The following is a 16,159-nucleotide window of genomic DNA, read 5'->3' as shown; positions in this document are numbered from 1 at the left end:
AAAAACGTGGACATAGATGCCAAAATTTTGGGGGTACTGGGAACTGCGCTCAGTGCCCTGTTTGCTGCTTGGACGTATTTTGCGAAGATTCGCTATGAGCATCGTCGTGCTACCCGAGTGGTGTTGTATCACGTTCTGGAAATGCATCATCACATTGCGCGATGGAACGAGGGCGTAACAGATTTTCCAAAAAACTACCTACGAAAATGCAACGAAGTTTTGAAGAAACGAGGTTTAGTCCTTTCAGAGGAGAACCATAAGGCACTTGAGGCAGCCCTCTCAAATCTGATACGGAATACTGCAGTCACGGAAATCGAACAGACGGCACTGATTATTGGCCCACCGTTTCTCAAGGCTCTTGAGGATCTTGCAAAAGAAAATCCACTGTTGGCTTTTCAGCTCAAAGGCAAGGAGGGCTTGGACAAGCCTTCAAAATTTGTCCGCGACTATATGGAACGTGAACTCAATGACGGAAGTGAAGAATCCATACAAGGGCGAAAGTTTCTAAGCATCGAAGCGGATGACTTCATACACGCCATTGCAGTGCGGGAACTTCGGCGTTCGGTTTTGCTGGTTGCGTGGCATTGCGGCGTATGGACCTATTGGAAATGTCGAGCGCAATTGAGTCGCCAGGGCAATCGAGAGGCATTTACTGAACTCGATACAGACATTAGTGATTTCCTAGAAACATACTTTCAGAGCATTCAAGGGCCAAGAGCAACAAGTCCCTAGATATGGATTTCCATCGCACCTCGAAGTCGCCTCTATTCAGGGGGAAGAATTGAACAATCCAGACTATCCCAAAAACGCCCCCATCAAACATGGGTACTTCTATTATCTTGGAGTCGGAACCCCGATTCCACTGTTCATCATTGTTGGGGTGATGACCCTATGGGCGATTTATCACGCCGCGACAACTCGAACTGCGGCTGAGTACTTGCGATATGGCTGGATTTTTGGAATCCCGCTAATGCTCGCCGTAGGTAACTTATGGTTTTCCACTTGGCGGAAATCTAAGCAGATTAAGGTCTGGCTTCGGATTTTGATGTTGGTCCATCTGATTGCAGGAGCGGCGATCGGTGGCGCACTCTACTACTCCTTAGTAGCCTCAGCCTACGATTTTTTGAGATGGCTAATCCAGCAGTGGGACCGGCCCTATTCAGGTCCACTCCTTGTCGGTATGGCAGTATTTCTAATTGGACTAGTGCTGTTTCTATTTCGTGTTCGATACAGAGCAACCTACGGTTTGACAGAAGTCGCCGCTGGCATTTCGATTGCCACGTATAAGTACATCGAAGTCTCTACGGGAACGCACTCAGCGGCGCCTACAGACCCAAATCTTCTGATCGCACTTCTGACTGCAGGTGTTTACTTGGTCGTCCGCGGACTGGACAACATGCAACAAGGATTGAGCGCCACTCCGGCTGACCGGTTGCTACAACCTTTGGCAACTTGGTACAAGACCCTCGGAATGGTAGTGGAAGTGAAGGAGCTCGATACCCTTGATCAGGATCCATACAAGAAAGATTCCTCTTGACTGGATGTGAGCCACGTCGTGGACATATCGACTTTCAGCCGAGCTGCTTGGGATTTCTGCAACCGGTGATTGGCCAAAGACGGTAAATGGCCCAGACCTGTCGCTAAGACTCAATCAAATACTAAGTTATGCGCCTTTGCTAGCCATGACCCAGCGAGAACCAGTTGGTAGCACATGGCGATCTGGCTTTAGTTGGGTAAGTTATGGGGTGGGCTTACTTGATAGAAGGACGGGCACGCTGGCGGGTCTGTCCAGTCTTAAGCATGTTCAAAGGGCTGATTGTGGCCATGGGGGCGACGTTTCGCAGCCAGTCTCCCCGGCCCAAGGCCCGAACGACCGCAATGAGCGTGTGCAGGGTGGAGCCAGACCCATTTTCTAGATTCTTCAAGGCGCTGACGCTGCAGCCCGCACGTAATGCCAATGTAGCTCGATCAATGTTCTGCTTCAACCGCAGCGACTTGATCTGCTCTCCTATATCCATTTCGAATTCTTCAATGGTGTTGGCTGTCATATACAAGGGTTCAAAATAAAGCCATTAATCAGGCAAACAGACCTTTATGGCTTCTTTTGAAGCCATTGTGGAAAATCAAATCCACTGGATCAAACTCTGTTGAATCGGGTGGCTATGAATGCGCTAACTCGCTCGTGTACGTCGTCCCGGACTTACTTAAAAAAGCATGCCCATCTCAGCCATTGGGCAGGACTCGGGCACGCAGCTTGGCCATGTTCCAGTCCAACTCGACCTCGCCGAGGTCGCCACGCTCGCTGCGAATTCCTGCATGGACGTACTGCAGGACATCCTCCATAGACATGTCAGGTCTTCGGAGCCGCTTGTTGGGTACATAGATAACCAGTGTCTCGACCCAGCTAGCGCAATGGAGATACCACTCCTGACGCTATTCATCGGTCAGGCCAACGACGTAACGTCCATCAATGAGTCTGGCCGCGAACTTTGGCTGGGCTCCACCTAACGCGGCAGGATAGGGATCACGAGGATAGTCATCTGGCACCAGGACATCCGAGACTGGTTTCTTACTAGCGTCTGTCTTGAAATGCTCAACCATGACTGCCTCCTATAAGGTGATGGCTACAAACTGAATGGCTATACCGGCTCAAAGTGCTGACGCAGCTTCATCTGCAAATCTTGCAAGACGGACGGTTTGCTCAGACCTTCCACGGGATCAGTCATGACATAGTTGTCCCTCAGCGGGTCGGGCCAACCTTCATGGTCATCATCCAGTGCAATCCAAGCTGACGGTTTGCGGCGACCATAGTCCTGAACTATCTGCTGCCAGCGGGGTAGTGTGCGGAAGTCGTCCTTGTGCATGGCGCTGTGATAGGTCGCGCCGATGACACGCTCCCGTAGCGCATGCGGTAACCGCTCGGCCGTGTCTTCGTATCCGTACTTCAGCACCCAGGATGTGCTCAGCACAATGCGTACTTCTGGGTAAGGAACCAGCAGATGCGCCAGAAGACTGGCATGGGCAAACAGATGGTGAGCCGGGCCCATTTGCAGATATGTGAGAAAACCACGCTCGTATATAGCCTCGTTCGTGGCTTTGTGGGTTGCGATGGTTCAGGTAGTAGTTACGATATTTCATGACGATGAAATACTACTCATTCACTTGTAAGGCGTTTGGTGCAGCCCGCATAGCAATGGGTGAGATAGTAGAACACTCAAGTTTCTGGCCTGCGCCAAATTCCCGGCAAGTTCTCCGCCAGCCACTCTCGATCATTCCTGTACAGCCATTCAAAACCATTGCCACCAATTCGCCGTATCCGCTTAATCGGCACATCTGGGTTGTCTTCCAAGACTCTCAGAAAATGGGCTCGATAGCGCGCCGCCAGCTGGACTTTGGCTGCTTGCTCCCACGCATTCCGAAGCTCTGGCTGTGTAGCCAAATAGTCTTTCACATAGGCTTTTCTCAGTTTCAACCGACGTGCGATTTCATCGCGTTCTGTACCAGCGCGCAGTAGCGCCTCCAGCTCTGCCTTCAGTGCATCTGTCAGTATTCGCGGGCGTCGATGAACAGCAACATTCTTTCTGGTCAGCAGTCGAAGTCCTTGGGTGGTTGGGATACCAAGTTCAAGACACGATGCATTTGCCGACTTGCCTTCACTCTCCACCATTTCAATCAGACGTGATTGCATGTCCGTCAGCCGCCGATCCAGTGCAGCTGGACCCTCAGTCTCCAGTATCAACTTGGAGTTTTCATACTGGGCATAGAAATCCAATGGTTCTTCATAGAGAAACGCCATCAGCAGCACATGCTTGAGTGGATGCCGCCGCCCTGGATGCTTTCTCAGCAACAGTCCCAGAAATCCCCCATTGACCGAACCTACTTCTTTGATAAATTCCCACCCCGGCAGTGCTTCCAAACCCCGGTGTGAGTCTGCAAAGGCGGCACGCAGAGTCGCGAAACGTAGCGCCCCATCCCATGTCATCCAACCACGCGCCTTCGCCTGGTACAAATAGACGTGGCGCAACAGTGTTGCGTCGAAGTAGATGTCTCGCTGATGGAGAAGCGCTTCCGTCCACCGCGCAATATGGATCAAGCGCTCCACTTGCGACTGCCCCATCTCTGTGTGTTCTGCCCACTGGTCTTCCCGCAACTCAACTGGCAGATACCACTCTTGGAGCCAGTGCGCGCGCCCTTGATTCGCCATGACGTTGAGCAGACAACGATGTTTCAGACAGGCATACATGCTCGGCCATTGGTGATCCATGCGCCACCAACCCGTCAGAACAGTTCCGCGATCTTCGCCTATACATGCCGGGCACGCCTTCAATGGCGTTAGCGACACCTGCCCGCTGCGACTGAGGCCCAGAGTTCGGCTGAGCTGACTTCGGTCATTCCCTTGGAAAACGCTTTCCGTCGCTCGCCGCGTGGATTCATCCAAAAAAAGTGCGTGCAGCGCAAACTGTGTCCGTGCCTGCACGATCTCCTGCAAAGTGCCGAGATGTCCTCCAGTTGCCGCCCCGAAATAGCCAAGTTGACCTGGGAAGTCGTGACGTAATCCCGTAGTCGCGTGTCCAAAGAGCATTTGGCTGGTTGTACTTGCCTTCGAGTTTCCACTGAGGCGATGAAATCGCGCACACCAACTGTAGAGCAGCTCACCATCCAATGCGCCAGGGAGTGGCTCTTGGTGAGGACTAAAAAGGCCTGGGTATTCAGTGCTGGGCGCGGCGCTCTTGGTCATGCGCATTGTCCAGTGGACACAGGCAGCGTGTTCATACGGTAGGGCATGAACCTAAGCTGGATTTGCTTGAACCTTACTTCGGTTGAGCGATTGGATCGAATGATGGCGACTCCGCCACGTCCTGCTTTCCGGGAATCCTTTCATCTGCATCCGACATTCGATCCAACGCTTTCGCCAAGCGGGAACCGGTGCTCCGCAACAACTCTATGAATGCCTCTTTGGGCACGCCAGCCAGCTCGCACGATGTTTCTATCGATTCACCAACATAAAACGCCCGCAAAGCAGATCGCATCGGCGCAGCTCTTCCACCAAGACCTGGCAACCCTTGGTTCAGTAGCCCCACGGATACGGTGCTGGCCGGTAATCCGATTGCTTCAGCCATTTGATTCACGACACCCTTGTAAAGACAATAGGAATCAAAAATCTCGCGACTCGCCCAGAAATCAAATCCCAAGAATGGTTCGCGACTCTTGCGAGAACTGCCCATGAGTTCAACGAGCGCACGATCTGCGTCGTCATACAAGACGGCTGCCAACAGGCACAGCATGGCCGTGGTGTACCTGGTGACTAGTGGCATGCAAATGCCGTCAATGGTGGAGATGTACTTGTCGCGCTTCCAATGGATACGCGGAAACGTCTGCTCCAACCACTCCAAGGGCAGCAGATCCATCAAGTGGGTACTCAGTGTCTTACGGTTTCCACCCTTGATGCTGCGAAGCCCGATCGCTTTCGCCCGTTCTCTGATGAGGCATGAAGCGGCTGCGCTATCAATGTTCGGCGCGCTTTCGAGAATTTCTTCGGAGATTCTGGCGTAGCGAAGCAATATGGCTTGAGCGGATTCATCGAGAGGCCGGGCACTCTCCGTATTGAATTCAGATAAGTAATGGTCTGGACAACGATCAAAGCATGAATCGTCACCAGCCACCAACAAAGGAACGGCATGTGTGCTGCAGCTGACCACGCCGGCCAAATGGTGGCCTCGCCGCCAGTACGAGAACGGGAGCCCTCGCGAGCCAATATCTTCCCTTGCGCATTCAGGACAAAACATGGCCATTTTCACGTCTATGCGCAAGTGTGCTTGTTGCAAGCTTGTCTGCTGACGTTTACCTGGTTCACCTGGCTTGTTCGGCTTCATGTTGCACAGGGCTGAGAAGTAGGGCGTGAGTGTGTGGTCCCGGATCAGCTCTTGCTGGGTGACGCCCAGCGCATATGCGGCGCACTGCACAAAGCCCGCGTTCTCATCCGTGACCAATGACTCCTTGCGGGCCCAGTTCAACAGTACGGAATCCACCTTTTTGGCAGCCTTCAGGCAGTTGTTCGTCGCCACGCGACCTCGCCAACCGTGAAGCAATTCGTTGGGCTGAATCCTGGGAATCACCAGTTCTATGTCTTCTCCGGGCAGTACTGGCTGACTCGGGCGAGGTTTCGGGTGGCCCACATGCTTCCCACTTTCGGCGAGATCCGCCGCAACGTTGCGTGCAAACTCTTCTATCGTGTGCCCCGCCACCTTGGCCGTATCCAGCGCCTTGCGCAAGATCAAAAGCTTCGGTTGATGGTTTTGATCTTGTTTCATTGTTTACTCCTGGATGCTGGTTACCTGGTAACTAGGTATGAGGGATGCAGGATCGAAATCTGCCGGCAAAGCACCGGCCTCCACTTGCATCAGACTGCTTCTGAAGACGCGATACAGAATGTGCCGACTCTCCGCACCCAATTGCCCGCCTGGTTGGGTTTTGGCGTAGTTTTCGACCAAATCAAAGGCCAACCTCTCGATACGCTCCTCTTGCGCCAACGTTAGTTTGGCGATGTTCGATCGGGCACCAAGCAGCAGATACGTCAAATCGGCACCTACTTTCGCAATCCCTGACAGGTAGCGCGTCGTCGGAGACGTTGTCTCCCCTTCGTACTGAATTTGAGACAGGCGGCCAACGCCCCCCGCCTGCGCAAACTCAACCTGGCTCTTCCCCAGACGCGTGCGCTCTTCCTTCAACCGCTGGCCAAATCCAGGCGGGACGCCCCAAACCTCTGGCTTAGAAGACATTTGTAGAGATTCCTGTCGATCAGTAAACACAATTTGCATCCTATAAGAATCTGGTTACCATGTCTATTCCTATAAACATTCAATACAATCCATCGTGAATGCCCAATTGCACGAAACCGACTCGGCCCGCGCGCTTTTCGCGGACACGGGTATTTCAGTAGCTGAGTGGGCGCGTGTGCAGGGCTTTTCGACAGGCTTGGTCTACCAGGTTCTCGAAGGTCGGCGTAAATGCCTTCGCGGACAAAGCCACCAAATCGCCATGGCGTTGGGACTTAAAGAGGGAAAAAAGATGGATATCCAAGAATTGACGCAACGCCTCCAGGCCGCTCGGCCCGGGGCGCCTGCGCAAGAAGGGCAGCAACACACATAAACGAAAAAACCGAATCCCCCATTGCTGAAGAACTCGGCTTTTCGCTCTTACCGGAGTAAGAAATACTTTCACTTGGTACCTGAAGTATCTCCAAATTCGGTAGGGCTGTCAATGCTTTTGTCTACTGAAACCCGCAACCGATTGGCCTGAGTCTCTTATAGGAGACCTGTCGGTCTGCAAGGAGATACTCATGTGTTTGTTACGCCTCATTTGGAGTGGCCATGTCCGATTAGCGGCATTCCGCCAACTTCCAGCGCCTGAAATCACGCCCCTTGGTGTCCCGTTTGCCACTGCCAGGAGGCGGCTATGGCATTAAATCGCCCAACATTTGCCCGCCTCATGCTCATCTACAAGCGTCAGCAAGAGAAGCAATGGAGGGCGGCCTACCAAGCGTCCATTGAAGCCACTCCCAAGGAGGCCCCCAACCTATCTAGGGCATCCATTCTCACGCCGCAGAAGCTTGGTGGACGCAACATGCATTTGCTGTCCCCAGCTGAACGCGCGTTTGCCTTGCTGGCGCTCTACCACCCCTATGTCAAAGAGATCCACGAACAAAAGATGCTCTCTGCGGAGCCACGTCTGCATCCACTGACCGGTTGGCCTGAAGTGGAGAGTTTTGACTTACCGCCGATCAAAGGGATGATTGATGTGGCGGAGCGACTTGGATACAGCCATCTGCTTCCGTTGGTAACGGAGACTTCGCCAGCTGATCCACAGAATCCACGTGTATTCGTCTTTCCCTATGTGGGGGACTTGTTGCTCTACATGCTACCCCCTGGGGAAGTGCCCTACTGCATCAACTGGAACATCAAAGATCAAATCCAGGCCTTCAAGCGTCCTGGCGCCCTGAACAGCAAGCGACGTCTCGCACAAGACGAAGTGTCAGAGTTGCCGCGCAACGAAATGGAACGGGTGTACTACGTTGACGCGGGTATTCGAACTGAACATCTGGCACTCGAACAGTTGGACTCGCATGTGGTTGCCAACCTGACCCAGCTCTTTTTGCACCACAAGACACCACTGGATCTCAGTCCCGCTCAATGCGCTGAGCTAAAGGAGCGTTTCGCGACCGTGCTTGCGAACGGCATTTCGCCTTTGGAGGTGATTTCCTTATGCGTGGCACGTGACCGTTTCACTGTGCATCAATGCCGAACCTACCTGTGGCAGGCGATTTGGAAGCGCGAGATTCGCTGCGACCTTTTCAAACCAGTACTGATTGACCGCCCGTTGCGGCCAGAGACCGCCGATGTTCTCGAAGTCTATGGCCCCTGGTTTGGACGCAAGTGATGCACTGCGGCAACCAACTGATGGCCCCTCAGGGATGGGGTACCCTCCGTGCAGGTGAGACCTACCACTTCTTACGCAGCCGCAAGAACAGAATCATGCTGTTACGCTTTGCTGGCGATCGAAAGCACCAAGCAAAGGCTGAGCTGCTAATCCTGCCCCAAGGAGCCTTCGAAGACGCCATAGACGGTGGCCAGCTTGTAGCGTGTCCTTCGCAGGCTTCGCTTCCTCCTTGGCTATCGCCGCTGGAGGGCGTCGACCTGACTCAGATCGATGTTTTGCGGCCCCGTGCGAAGAAGTCACATACATCACGCGTCGAAGATCGTCTTTTGCTGCTCGCGCCTGCACTCGAGCAATGGGAAACCATCCTGGATGCCGTTAAACCGGACCGCCTGCTCAACACCCTCGCACGCAATTGCAAGCCTACTCAAAACGAGACACGGTACCGCCTCTGGTTCTACACCTACCTATGTTTCGGACGAGATTCCTGGGTACTTCTGCCGCCGTTTCTCAACGCCGGACATCACGACCGGTTCGCCTTCCCTGACTCCAAGCAAGGGCGCGAGAACAGGAAATTCGGCAAGCACTATGGTTTTGGGTGTCGCCATGACGTAGTGGATGCCTGCATCCAAGGGTGGTTGAAGCACAGCGCGCCAAAGCGCACCATGCAAGACATCTATCGGCGAACCATGAAGAACGAGTTCAAGTGCCGGCCGATGACAACGGCCTTTGGAACCGAGGACTTTATTCAGCCCGAGGGCAAGCCGTTCCCCAGCTATTGGCAGTTTCGCTACCGTGTCTTGCAAAAATTCGGTCTGGACGCCATTCAGTTGAGTCTGTATGGCCAGATCCGTCATCGCAATCGCAAAGTCGCCAGCAAGGGCGCTTTTTCAGAGGCGGTTGCAAATCTAGTCGAGCGAGTGGAAGCCGATGCCTACAACACCGATGAACGGCCCAAAGGCTTCATTGAAGGGAGCACACTACCGGCGTTGTCGGTCGTCATTGCGCGGGATGTGCTCAGCGGACTCAAACTCGGTATTGGTTTCTCGTTTGGCGCTGAGCGCAATTCAGCTTACCGAGCGATGCTGTTCTGCATGGCCGTACCCAAGGATTTCTTCTGTTCGCTCTTCGGCATATCCATTGAGAAAAAGCATTGGCCCAATGAAGGTGTGCCCGGCTTTATGACTTTGGACCGCGGCCCAGGCGCATCCAAGAAACTGCAGAAAGATCTACTTAACAAACTCCCCATTGGAGAAACAGCTCCTTCCTGGACGGCCCAGTCCAAAGCAACGGTCGAGTCCTCTCATCCGCGCGACATCAAAATTGAAGGTGCACCTACGTACCGCCAAAGTGATCTCAATCCTGTGGAGCTGGCCAAGCAAGAGATCTACCGCCTCCTGAACTACAACCGCACGGCGGATATGTCTGCGCGTTTCCAACCGATTGGAGACCTGGCCTACGTCCCGCCCGATCCGATCAGTCTGTGGAACTACTACGACGGCCGTTTTCGCAATGACTCGCTTCCAATGCCTATTGCGGATGCGGTACGAGCTTTCTTGACTCCCATTGAGCTGACCGTCAACGAAAAAGGGGTTTGGCTTCTGGGGCAGCGCTTCGAATCCAAAGAGTTTCGCGAGACCGGTCTGTTCGACAAGCTTAAGCGCGCCTCAACGACCGTAACAATCCAAGGCTACATGCTGGAGATGGCCGTGCGCCATATCTGGGTTGAGCACGAAGGACAGCTATTCATGCTTGACGCCAAGCTCCGACTGCGTGACGACGAGGGACTGCTTTATCTGTCGCACAAGGAATTGGAGCAGTGGGACGATGTACGAAGAGACGTTGATTCAGCGTTTAGACCTCACCAGCATGCGGTAACGACTGGCACCATGCAGGCCTTTGAGGCCGATGTCGGAAAACCCTGGGATGCCGCGAAGCTGCGCACAGGCAAGCCCAAGAAGAATGCCATCGCCCAGCGCGAATATGAAGAAGCAAGTCAATATCTTTCTGGGAAAAAACGCGCATGACCGGCACAACAACATCTCCATGGATTGATCGGTTTCTGCCTGTCCTGGACAAAGAGGAAATCAAACGACGAGCATTGCGATCAGCAGTACCTTTGTCAGCCCTCCACGAACTACCTACTGACTCAGCTTGCCGGGCTCTGACCGACGCAATGCAGCTGGTCTTCCATCCCACGACACAGATCGTGGATATCCTGCATCAATTGGTCAGTCGGGCCTACGGGCATTGCCTGCAACTCTATCCGGACATCCAGAGTTTTACAGGCAATGTCTACCGGCAAGACTCCCCACTCCCCCAGTTCGCATCACCGGCTTGCATCACCGGACTGGCAGGTGTCGGAAAATCCTGCCTCGCGAGTGCCTTGGAGCGTGTTCTTCCGTCGGATGGATACGTCGCATGTCCACCCGAGTCATCCAAGTTCCCCATGCGATCCTTGTGGAGGGTTGACGTACAGGTCCGTTCTTCACTGAAAGATATGCTTGCTCCACTGGGCGGCTCCGAGGGTTCGCTAGGGGATCAGCTCAAGACGGCACGCAAGCGTGCGTATCGCGATGGAGTGGCGTTGTTGCTTGCGGACGAGTTTCAGTTTCTGACAGCAAGCGCATCGGCCAACACGAGAATCACACAGACGTTACTTTCAATGGGGTACTGCGGACTGCCAACCGTGTATGTTGCCAACCACAGCCTGCTGCATCGCCTATTGCGACGTCCACAAGAAGATCGTGACCGGCTACTGGCAGATCTGATGATCCTGTCGCCGGATACCCCGGAAAGTGACGACTGGAGCGATACGCTGGCGGCCTTGATTGCTGTGTCGCCGGAAATTTTCCGAATTAATCCGAAAACTGATGCCCCCCAGTTTCACCGCTACTGTGCAGGCATCAAACGCGCGGCGGTAGGGTTACTAGTTGAGGGGTATCGCATAGCACGTAGCCAAACAAACGACGGCCGCTTCACAGTCAACATGGAGCACATTCAATCGGCCTATCGATCGCATTTGTTTTTTGCGCATCGTATCGATATTGAAATTGTTACCCAACAGCTCATTCTGGGGCGCCAAGTAGACAATAAGCGAAATGACCTTTGGTGCCCCATTGGGCAGCCCGACAGACTCCACCCCAAGCTCACAGAGGAAATGAGGCAAAGAAGAGATCTGCGACTCACCGAAGAAATTCAGCGAGCCGCTACGTCGGGACAAGAGAGAAAAACCAATAAACCTGTCAACCGGACCCATCACACGGGTGAATCAAGCACCGTAGTGAAGTTGCCGCGCCGCGCTCGTCCCGATGCCGAAACACTGAGGACCAATGCGGCAAGCCTTCGTGACTTGTAGTTGGTACCCAGGCGACGTCCCCCATTTTCAGTAGCACTTTGGTTTGGAGTCCGGGGTTAAATAAACTGGTTTCTGAATAAGTGTTTTTGCATAGGCTGTGGTCTACCCCGCCGCCGGTGGTGCAAACGCCGCCATTGCACTCACAAGGTCTTGCACTTGACTGTCGAGCAAAGTTATTCCATCGCTGGTCATTTACTGCTTTACGTGGTATTGGTTAGGATTGGAAATCTCGCGCATGGACATTTGTTCCCGTACGATGCTGGACGCCGCGATTGAGACGGTAGCCACCAGTGAAATGAAACCTGTAATTCATTCCGACCGTGGAGCCCACTATCGTTGGCCAGGGTGGTTGCAAAGATTACACAACGCCAAGTTAATCCGTTCGATGTCACGCAAAGGTTGTTCGCCAGACAATGCGGCCTGTGAGGGCTTCTTTGGTCGATTGAAGACAGAGATGTTCTATCCTCGGAACTGGCAGGATGTTTCTGTTGACCAATTCATCCAGACAGTGGACGCCTATATCCGCTGGTACAACGAGAAGAGGATCAAGCATCCTTAGGGTCACTTAGCCCTATCGAGTACCGGGCAAGCCTTGGGATCGTCACTTAACCAGTCCAAGTTTTACGCTGCACCCCCAGATGGTCAGTTTTCGGTCGGCTGCAACACCTTGATTGCTCATGCAACTGGACGATTTCGAATCATTTCGGTCAAAACTCTAAGTACGCCTTCTGTCGCAGATCCGTGCTCAATATTTATATTCCAAGGATGCCCATCAATCATCGATAAAGTGATGATGCTGAAGCCCTTTCCTTGGGAGAATCCATTCTCCTTATTTATGCGGAGGTCAATTCGTGCTGACACTACTTCATCTACCAAAACATGATCAATGGGTTTATCCGGAGATTTGAAGTACAAATCTTTAGTGGTCAGCAAAAGCCATTGATCAATCTTCTTAAAATAAAGAATGACAGCCGATTTTGCTAGATCGTTTAACTGGATTAATTCCTGAAATTTTGCTCTTGTATTTTCGTCCCAGTCTAAATATGGCCGCGTAAACTCAGTTGAAATAATGGTTCGACGAAATATTCGAACTAGATGATCACGATCAATCATTTGAGTTCCTTAACTATTTCAAACGTTGTTTCAGATAGCTTGTTGAACTGATACCCCAGCTTTTCTGCCAGACTAGAGTTTCTAAACCAAGTGTTGTTTTGGATCTCGTGCCCAACAACACGTAGAGCATTGGCCCCAGCTGATAAGGCATCCTTCTCTAACCCCCGTATTAGAGCTTTAATGCTCCCCATGCCAGGGCCTGCCTCCGTAGCTATGCGCAATACATCGCGTTGCAACGTAGCCTCAACCATCTGTTTTGCGCCGTCTATCTCAAAACCTGCGACGCGCTCAGGACCTGACGCAATTGCTCGATCTAGCACTTGCCCTGATGACATTTCCACTCTATCTGCAACTCGAGGAGGAGTGCGAAATGGCTTAATGCCTGGCGGCAAAATCACTGGAGGTAGGCCTGTTTCGGCTGCTTCGGTTAAGCCCCACAAACCAAGTCCTAACTGCCCTATCCCATAAATTCCCGCGACACCAGATCCCAATGTCAGAGCGCTCATCGCTACCATCTTTGGAGCTTCTTGGGCCAGCGGATTGGTCCCTAGTGGATTTCCATTTTCGTCGACCTGTGAGAAATAGGCTGTGTGTCCGCCAGATCCCCCACCACTACTCCAACCAGCTGGGGGCGTTGAGGTAGAGGTGCCACAGGCGGAGCAGCCATAAGTGGTTGACACTCCATTGCTTGTGTACCCATAACCACCACCATCGCTACTGCTGGGTGAATTGGGCCCGCCAACACTCCAACTGAAGAACCCTGTAGGATCAAACATCCGCATAGGGTTGTTCCATACGTAGGAGTACCTGTTGAATGACCTGAGGTCATCAGGCGATTGGATGATCGGATCCGCAGACATGAATCTCGCCATGAGCGGGTCATAGACCCGTCCATTCATGTGGATCACGCCCACCTCATCCAGATGCTCATGCATCGTGTAGCCACGATCCGTCTTCTGCCCCACGATGGCGTCCAACGTGTCCATTAGCCCAGGTGTCGTGCTGATGAACCTGCGCTTGCCCCAGGGGTCGTAGGCCAGACGTTCCGTCACCGCCCCTGTCTCGTCCGTGATGGTCGAGATACTGCTCATCTGGTCCTGGTGGAAGTAGCTTGTGGTCGTTGCAGGTAGTCCGTTCAACGTTCCGGTGCGGCTGGTAAACAGCGCAAACGTCACGCCTTGGGCACTCAGGTAGTGCTTGTGCTCGGTGGTGCCGTTGGCTCGTACCTCTTTCTCATAGGTGAGCCCCAGGTTGTCTTCTCCGTTCAAGTACCACGTGTTGCCGGAGAAGTAGCTGCTGGTGCCGTTGCCGGACAGGGCAACGGTTTGCCGGATGCGCTGATGCTCAGGCCCGTACACAAAGTCCAGCACCCGGTCCGACGTGTTGCTGGTGTTGGTCACGAAGTTGCCGTAGGTGATTCGCCCAGGCATGTTGTAGCTGGTGTAGATTTCCGTGCGCACGGTGTGACGGCTGTTGGCAGTGTCTTGACTGACGGTGTACTGCAGGTTGCCGTTGCCCACCGTGGTGCCGTTGAGGCTTTGGGCGTTGACGCTGTCATCATCAAAGGCGTAGCTCAAGGCTCGGGTGCCTGTCAGGGCCACCGTGGCACCAGCCGCAGTCTCCAGGGTGACCTGGGTCATGCGGTTGGGGCGGGCTGCGTCGTACCAGTAACGGCCTACATCACTTTTGTAAGCAATGTTGCCACGTTGGTCGTACATGACTTCCGTGGTGGTGGGCGGGCTTACCGCACCACCCAGGATGGAGGCAGTAGTGAGTCGGTTCAGGCTGTCATAGCTGAAGCTCTCTTGGGTGCCTACGCCTGGGGTGTTGTCCAGGCGAGCGAGCAGGTTGCCCAGCGCATTGAAGCGGTAGGCTTGGTTCATGACGTTGCCGGCAGTCTGGCCGTCAGTGGTAGCGATCTGGCCGGTCTGACGCTCTACCAAAGGATCGTAGGTTTTAACAACGGTGACGTTGTTGCCACTGCGGTACTGGGTGATCTGCCCATTGGGGGTCATGCCCTGGATTTGGTAATTGGTGGTCTGGCTGAATCCGTTGCTGCCTCCGCCGGTGACGGCCGTCAGGTATCCCAAGGCGCTGTAGCTGTAGCTGACTTGGTAGCCGGTGGGCCAGGTCTTGGTGGCGACTCGCCCGGTGTTGGCATCAAAGGTTTCCGAGACGATCTCTGGGCTTGCTACGTTGTCCAGTACGGTGGCCGTGCTGCTGGGACGCCCCAGGCTGTCGTAGGTGTGGACTCGCTTGTAGTTGTTGTCGGTCTTGGCTTCGCAGAGTTTGCCGATCCCCTTGCCGCAGGCGGTGCCATCGAATTTCTTGTCATAGCTCCAGTCACTCACCAGGTCCGGCTCTGTGCGCTTGGTCATGCGCCCCAGGACGTCGTAGGCCAGTGTGGTGTTCTGGTTCAGGCTGTCGCGTTGGGTGACCAACTCTCCAAAGGCGTTGTAGCCGTAGGTCCACGATCCCATGACGGGGTCTTGCATGGCGATCTTGTTGCCACGCTGGTCGTACTGCAGGGTTGTGATGGAGCCTGCTGCATTGGTCTGAATCAGGTTGCCCGCTGCGTCGTAGCGGTAGTCCACCTTGTTGCCCATGGCGTCGGTTACGCTGGCCATTTGGCCTTGGGCGTTCTTCACAAAGACTGTCGTTTGGCTTTGCGTTTGGGCCCCCGCTAGACCCACGGTCAAACTCAGCGTGCCCAGCAGGGCCAGTGTGTTGCGCTTGATGTTGCTCTTCTTGTTCATTGCAATGCTCCCAGGCGGGTTCCAGTTGTCGTCCACGTCACAAATGAGTTACCTACTACCGCGGCTCCTCCCGATCCTCCGACGCCACCAGCTAGATAAAACCCGTTGAATCCGTCAGCCGGTGGAAAATCAAGCGTAGAGCCTGATGTGCCAGAAGCTCCAAGCCGACCGCCCGAGCCGCTATACCAGCCTCTGCTAAGACCGGCGCCAGGTGTCCCTATTTGTCCGCTATTCCCAGGGTATCGTCCTGAGCCGCCATCGCCTAAACCGGCGCCTCCACCACCGCCACCGCCACCGTCGTAGTTCCCACCAGGGTGTGCAGAACCACCGCCTCCCCCGCCACCGCCACCGATAGTCCCGTTATTGATCACAGAGACTGCACGTTGTACTCGCACAGCTGGTCCCCCAGCTCCGCCACCGCCTGCCGATGCGTACCCTTGATTTGTAACACCCCCATATCCTCCAGTTCCTCCCTTGCCCACGACATAGACCCCGGAGT

General features: G+C 53.9%; 14 protein-coding genes and 1 pseudogene. 7 read left to right on the top strand and 8 right to left on the bottom strand.

What is annotated here, in order from left to right; translation table 11 throughout:
* Window positions 1-6: 6 nt before the first annotated feature.
* The gene (locus CHU94_RS14480; protein WP_094481162.1) at window positions 7-732 is read left to right on the top strand and encodes a hypothetical protein; all 726 of its coding nucleotides are present in this window, start codon (window positions 7-9) and stop codon (window positions 730-732) included.
* 49 nt (window positions 733-781) lie between these two features.
* Window positions 782-1,537 carry a hypothetical protein gene (locus CHU94_RS14475; protein WP_094481160.1) on the top strand — a complete coding sequence of 252 codons (756 nt, stop codon included), beginning with the start codon at window positions 782-784 and terminating at the stop codon, window positions 1,535-1,537.
* A 214-nt stretch (window positions 1,538-1,751) separates the two neighbouring features.
* On the opposite strand, the gene CHU94_RS14470 is transcribed toward CHU94_RS14475, so the two are convergent.
* From CHU94_RS14470 to CHU94_RS14445, 6 genes are all read right to left on the bottom strand, one after another.
* Window positions 1,752-2,048: a helix-turn-helix domain-containing protein gene (locus tag CHU94_RS14470; RefSeq protein WP_217901322.1), complete on the bottom strand. Its 297-nt coding sequence runs from the start codon at window positions 2,046-2,048 to the stop codon at window positions 1,752-1,754.
* 175 nt (window positions 2,049-2,223) lie between these two features.
* On the bottom strand, window positions 2,224-2,349 hold the full coding sequence (locus tag CHU94_RS19545) for a hypothetical protein (RefSeq protein ID WP_255033979.1): 126 nt from the start codon (window positions 2,347-2,349) through the stop codon (window positions 2,224-2,226).
* A 290-nt stretch (window positions 2,350-2,639) separates the two neighbouring features.
* Window positions 2,640-3,047 (bottom strand): HAD domain-containing protein, encoded by a 408-nt coding sequence (locus tag CHU94_RS14460; RefSeq protein ID WP_094481156.1) that lies wholly within the window; start codon window positions 3,045-3,047, stop codon window positions 2,640-2,642.
* Window positions 3,048-3,214: 167 nt separating this feature from the next.
* Entirely contained in the window at window positions 3,215-4,738 is a 1,524-nt protein-coding gene (locus tag CHU94_RS14455) for a TnsD family Tn7-like transposition protein (protein WP_176452044.1), read from the bottom strand.
* 73 nt (window positions 4,739-4,811) lie between these two features.
* Window positions 4,812-6,311 (bottom strand): TniQ family protein, encoded by a 1,500-nt coding sequence (locus CHU94_RS14450; protein ID WP_094481152.1) that lies wholly within the window; start codon window positions 6,309-6,311, stop codon window positions 4,812-4,814.
* A 3-nt stretch (window positions 6,312-6,314) separates the two neighbouring features.
* On the bottom strand, window positions 6,315-6,779 hold the full coding sequence (locus CHU94_RS14445) for a helix-turn-helix domain-containing protein (protein WP_094481150.1): 465 nt from the start codon (window positions 6,777-6,779) through the stop codon (window positions 6,315-6,317).
* A 94-nt stretch (window positions 6,780-6,873) separates the two neighbouring features.
* Here CHU94_RS14445 and CHU94_RS14440 point away from each other — a divergent pair, with 94 nt between their 5' ends.
* The 5 genes and pseudogenes from CHU94_RS14440 to CHU94_RS14420 all read left to right on the top strand — a co-directional run.
* Window positions 6,874-7,149: a DNA-binding protein gene (locus tag CHU94_RS14440; RefSeq protein ID WP_255033978.1), complete on the top strand. Its 276-nt coding sequence runs from the start codon at window positions 6,874-6,876 to the stop codon at window positions 7,147-7,149.
* Window positions 7,150-7,455: 306 nt separating this feature from the next.
* Window positions 7,456-8,436: a hypothetical protein gene (locus CHU94_RS14435; RefSeq protein ID WP_141211465.1), complete on the top strand. Its 981-nt coding sequence runs from the start codon at window positions 7,456-7,458 to the stop codon at window positions 8,434-8,436.
* Between the two features lie 95 nt (window positions 8,437-8,531).
* Window positions 8,532-10,460: a hypothetical protein gene (locus CHU94_RS14430; protein ID WP_217901321.1), complete on the top strand. Its 1,929-nt coding sequence runs from the start codon at window positions 8,532-8,534 to the stop codon at window positions 10,458-10,460.
* A 473-nt stretch (window positions 10,461-10,933) separates the two neighbouring features.
* Window positions 10,934-11,791: a hypothetical protein gene (locus CHU94_RS14425; RefSeq protein WP_141211464.1), complete on the top strand. Its 858-nt coding sequence runs from the start codon at window positions 10,934-10,936 to the stop codon at window positions 11,789-11,791.
* 253 nt (window positions 11,792-12,044) lie between these two features.
* A pseudogene (locus CHU94_RS14420) lies at window positions 12,045-12,400 on the top strand (transposase); the annotation flags it as partial.
* A 66-nt stretch (window positions 12,401-12,466) separates the two neighbouring features.
* Here the strand turns inward: CHU94_RS14420 and CHU94_RS19085 are convergent.
* Window positions 12,467-12,904, bottom strand: a complete 438-nt coding sequence (locus CHU94_RS19085; protein WP_141211463.1) for a hypothetical protein — start codon at window positions 12,902-12,904, stop codon at window positions 12,467-12,469.
* Entirely contained in the window at window positions 12,901-15,660 is a 2,760-nt protein-coding gene (locus CHU94_RS14415; protein ID WP_094481140.1) for an RHS repeat domain-containing protein, read from the bottom strand. Before CHU94_RS14415 ends, CHU94_RS19085 begins: the two co-directional genes overlap by 4 nt.
* Window positions 15,661-16,159: the final 499 nt, after the last annotated feature.

The organism is Rhodoferax sp. TH121 (assembly GCF_002251855.1).
Lineage (GTDB): Bacteria > Pseudomonadota > Gammaproteobacteria > Burkholderiales > Burkholderiaceae_C > Allorhodoferax.
Note: the sequence above shows the minus strand (reverse complement) of the source record. Positions and strands in the feature narration are given on the sequence as shown.

Bases quoted from the DNA above. Each gene is read 5' to 3' on its own strand.
- CHU94_RS14455 (WP_176452044.1), bottom strand. From the start codon at position 4,738: ATGACCAAGAGCGCCGCGCCCAGCACTGAATACCCAGGCCTTTTTAGT.
- CHU94_RS19085 (WP_141211463.1), bottom strand. From the start codon at position 12,904: ATGATTGATCGTGATCATCTAGTTCGAATATTTCGTCGAACCATTATT.
- CHU94_RS14430 (WP_217901321.1), top strand. From the start codon at position 8,532: ATGCTGTTACGCTTTGCTGGCGATCGAAAGCACCAAGCAAAGGCTGAG.
- CHU94_RS14445 (WP_094481150.1), bottom strand. From the start codon at position 6,779: ATGTCTTCTAAGCCAGAGGTTTGGGGCGTCCCGCCTGGATTTGGCCAG.
- CHU94_RS14450 (WP_094481152.1), bottom strand. From the start codon at position 6,311: ATGAAACAAGATCAAAACCATCAACCGAAGCTTTTGATCTTGCGCAAG.
- CHU94_RS14415 (WP_094481140.1), bottom strand. From the start codon at position 15,660: ATGAACAAGAAGAGCAACATCAAGCGCAACACACTGGCCCTGCTGGGC.
- CHU94_RS14460 (WP_094481156.1), bottom strand. From the start codon at position 3,047: ATGGGCCCGGCTCACCATCTGTTTGCCCATGCCAGTCTTCTGGCGCAT.
- CHU94_RS19545 (WP_255033979.1), bottom strand. From the start codon at position 2,349: ATGTCTATGGAGGATGTCCTGCAGTACGTCCATGCAGGAATTCGCAGC.
- CHU94_RS14435 (WP_141211465.1), top strand. From the start codon at position 7,456: ATGGCATTAAATCGCCCAACATTTGCCCGCCTCATGCTCATCTACAAG.
- CHU94_RS14470 (WP_217901322.1), bottom strand. From the start codon at position 2,048: ATGACAGCCAACACCATTGAAGAATTCGAAATGGATATAGGAGAGCAG.
- CHU94_RS14425 (WP_141211464.1), top strand. From the start codon at position 10,934: ATGCTTGCTCCACTGGGCGGCTCCGAGGGTTCGCTAGGGGATCAGCTC.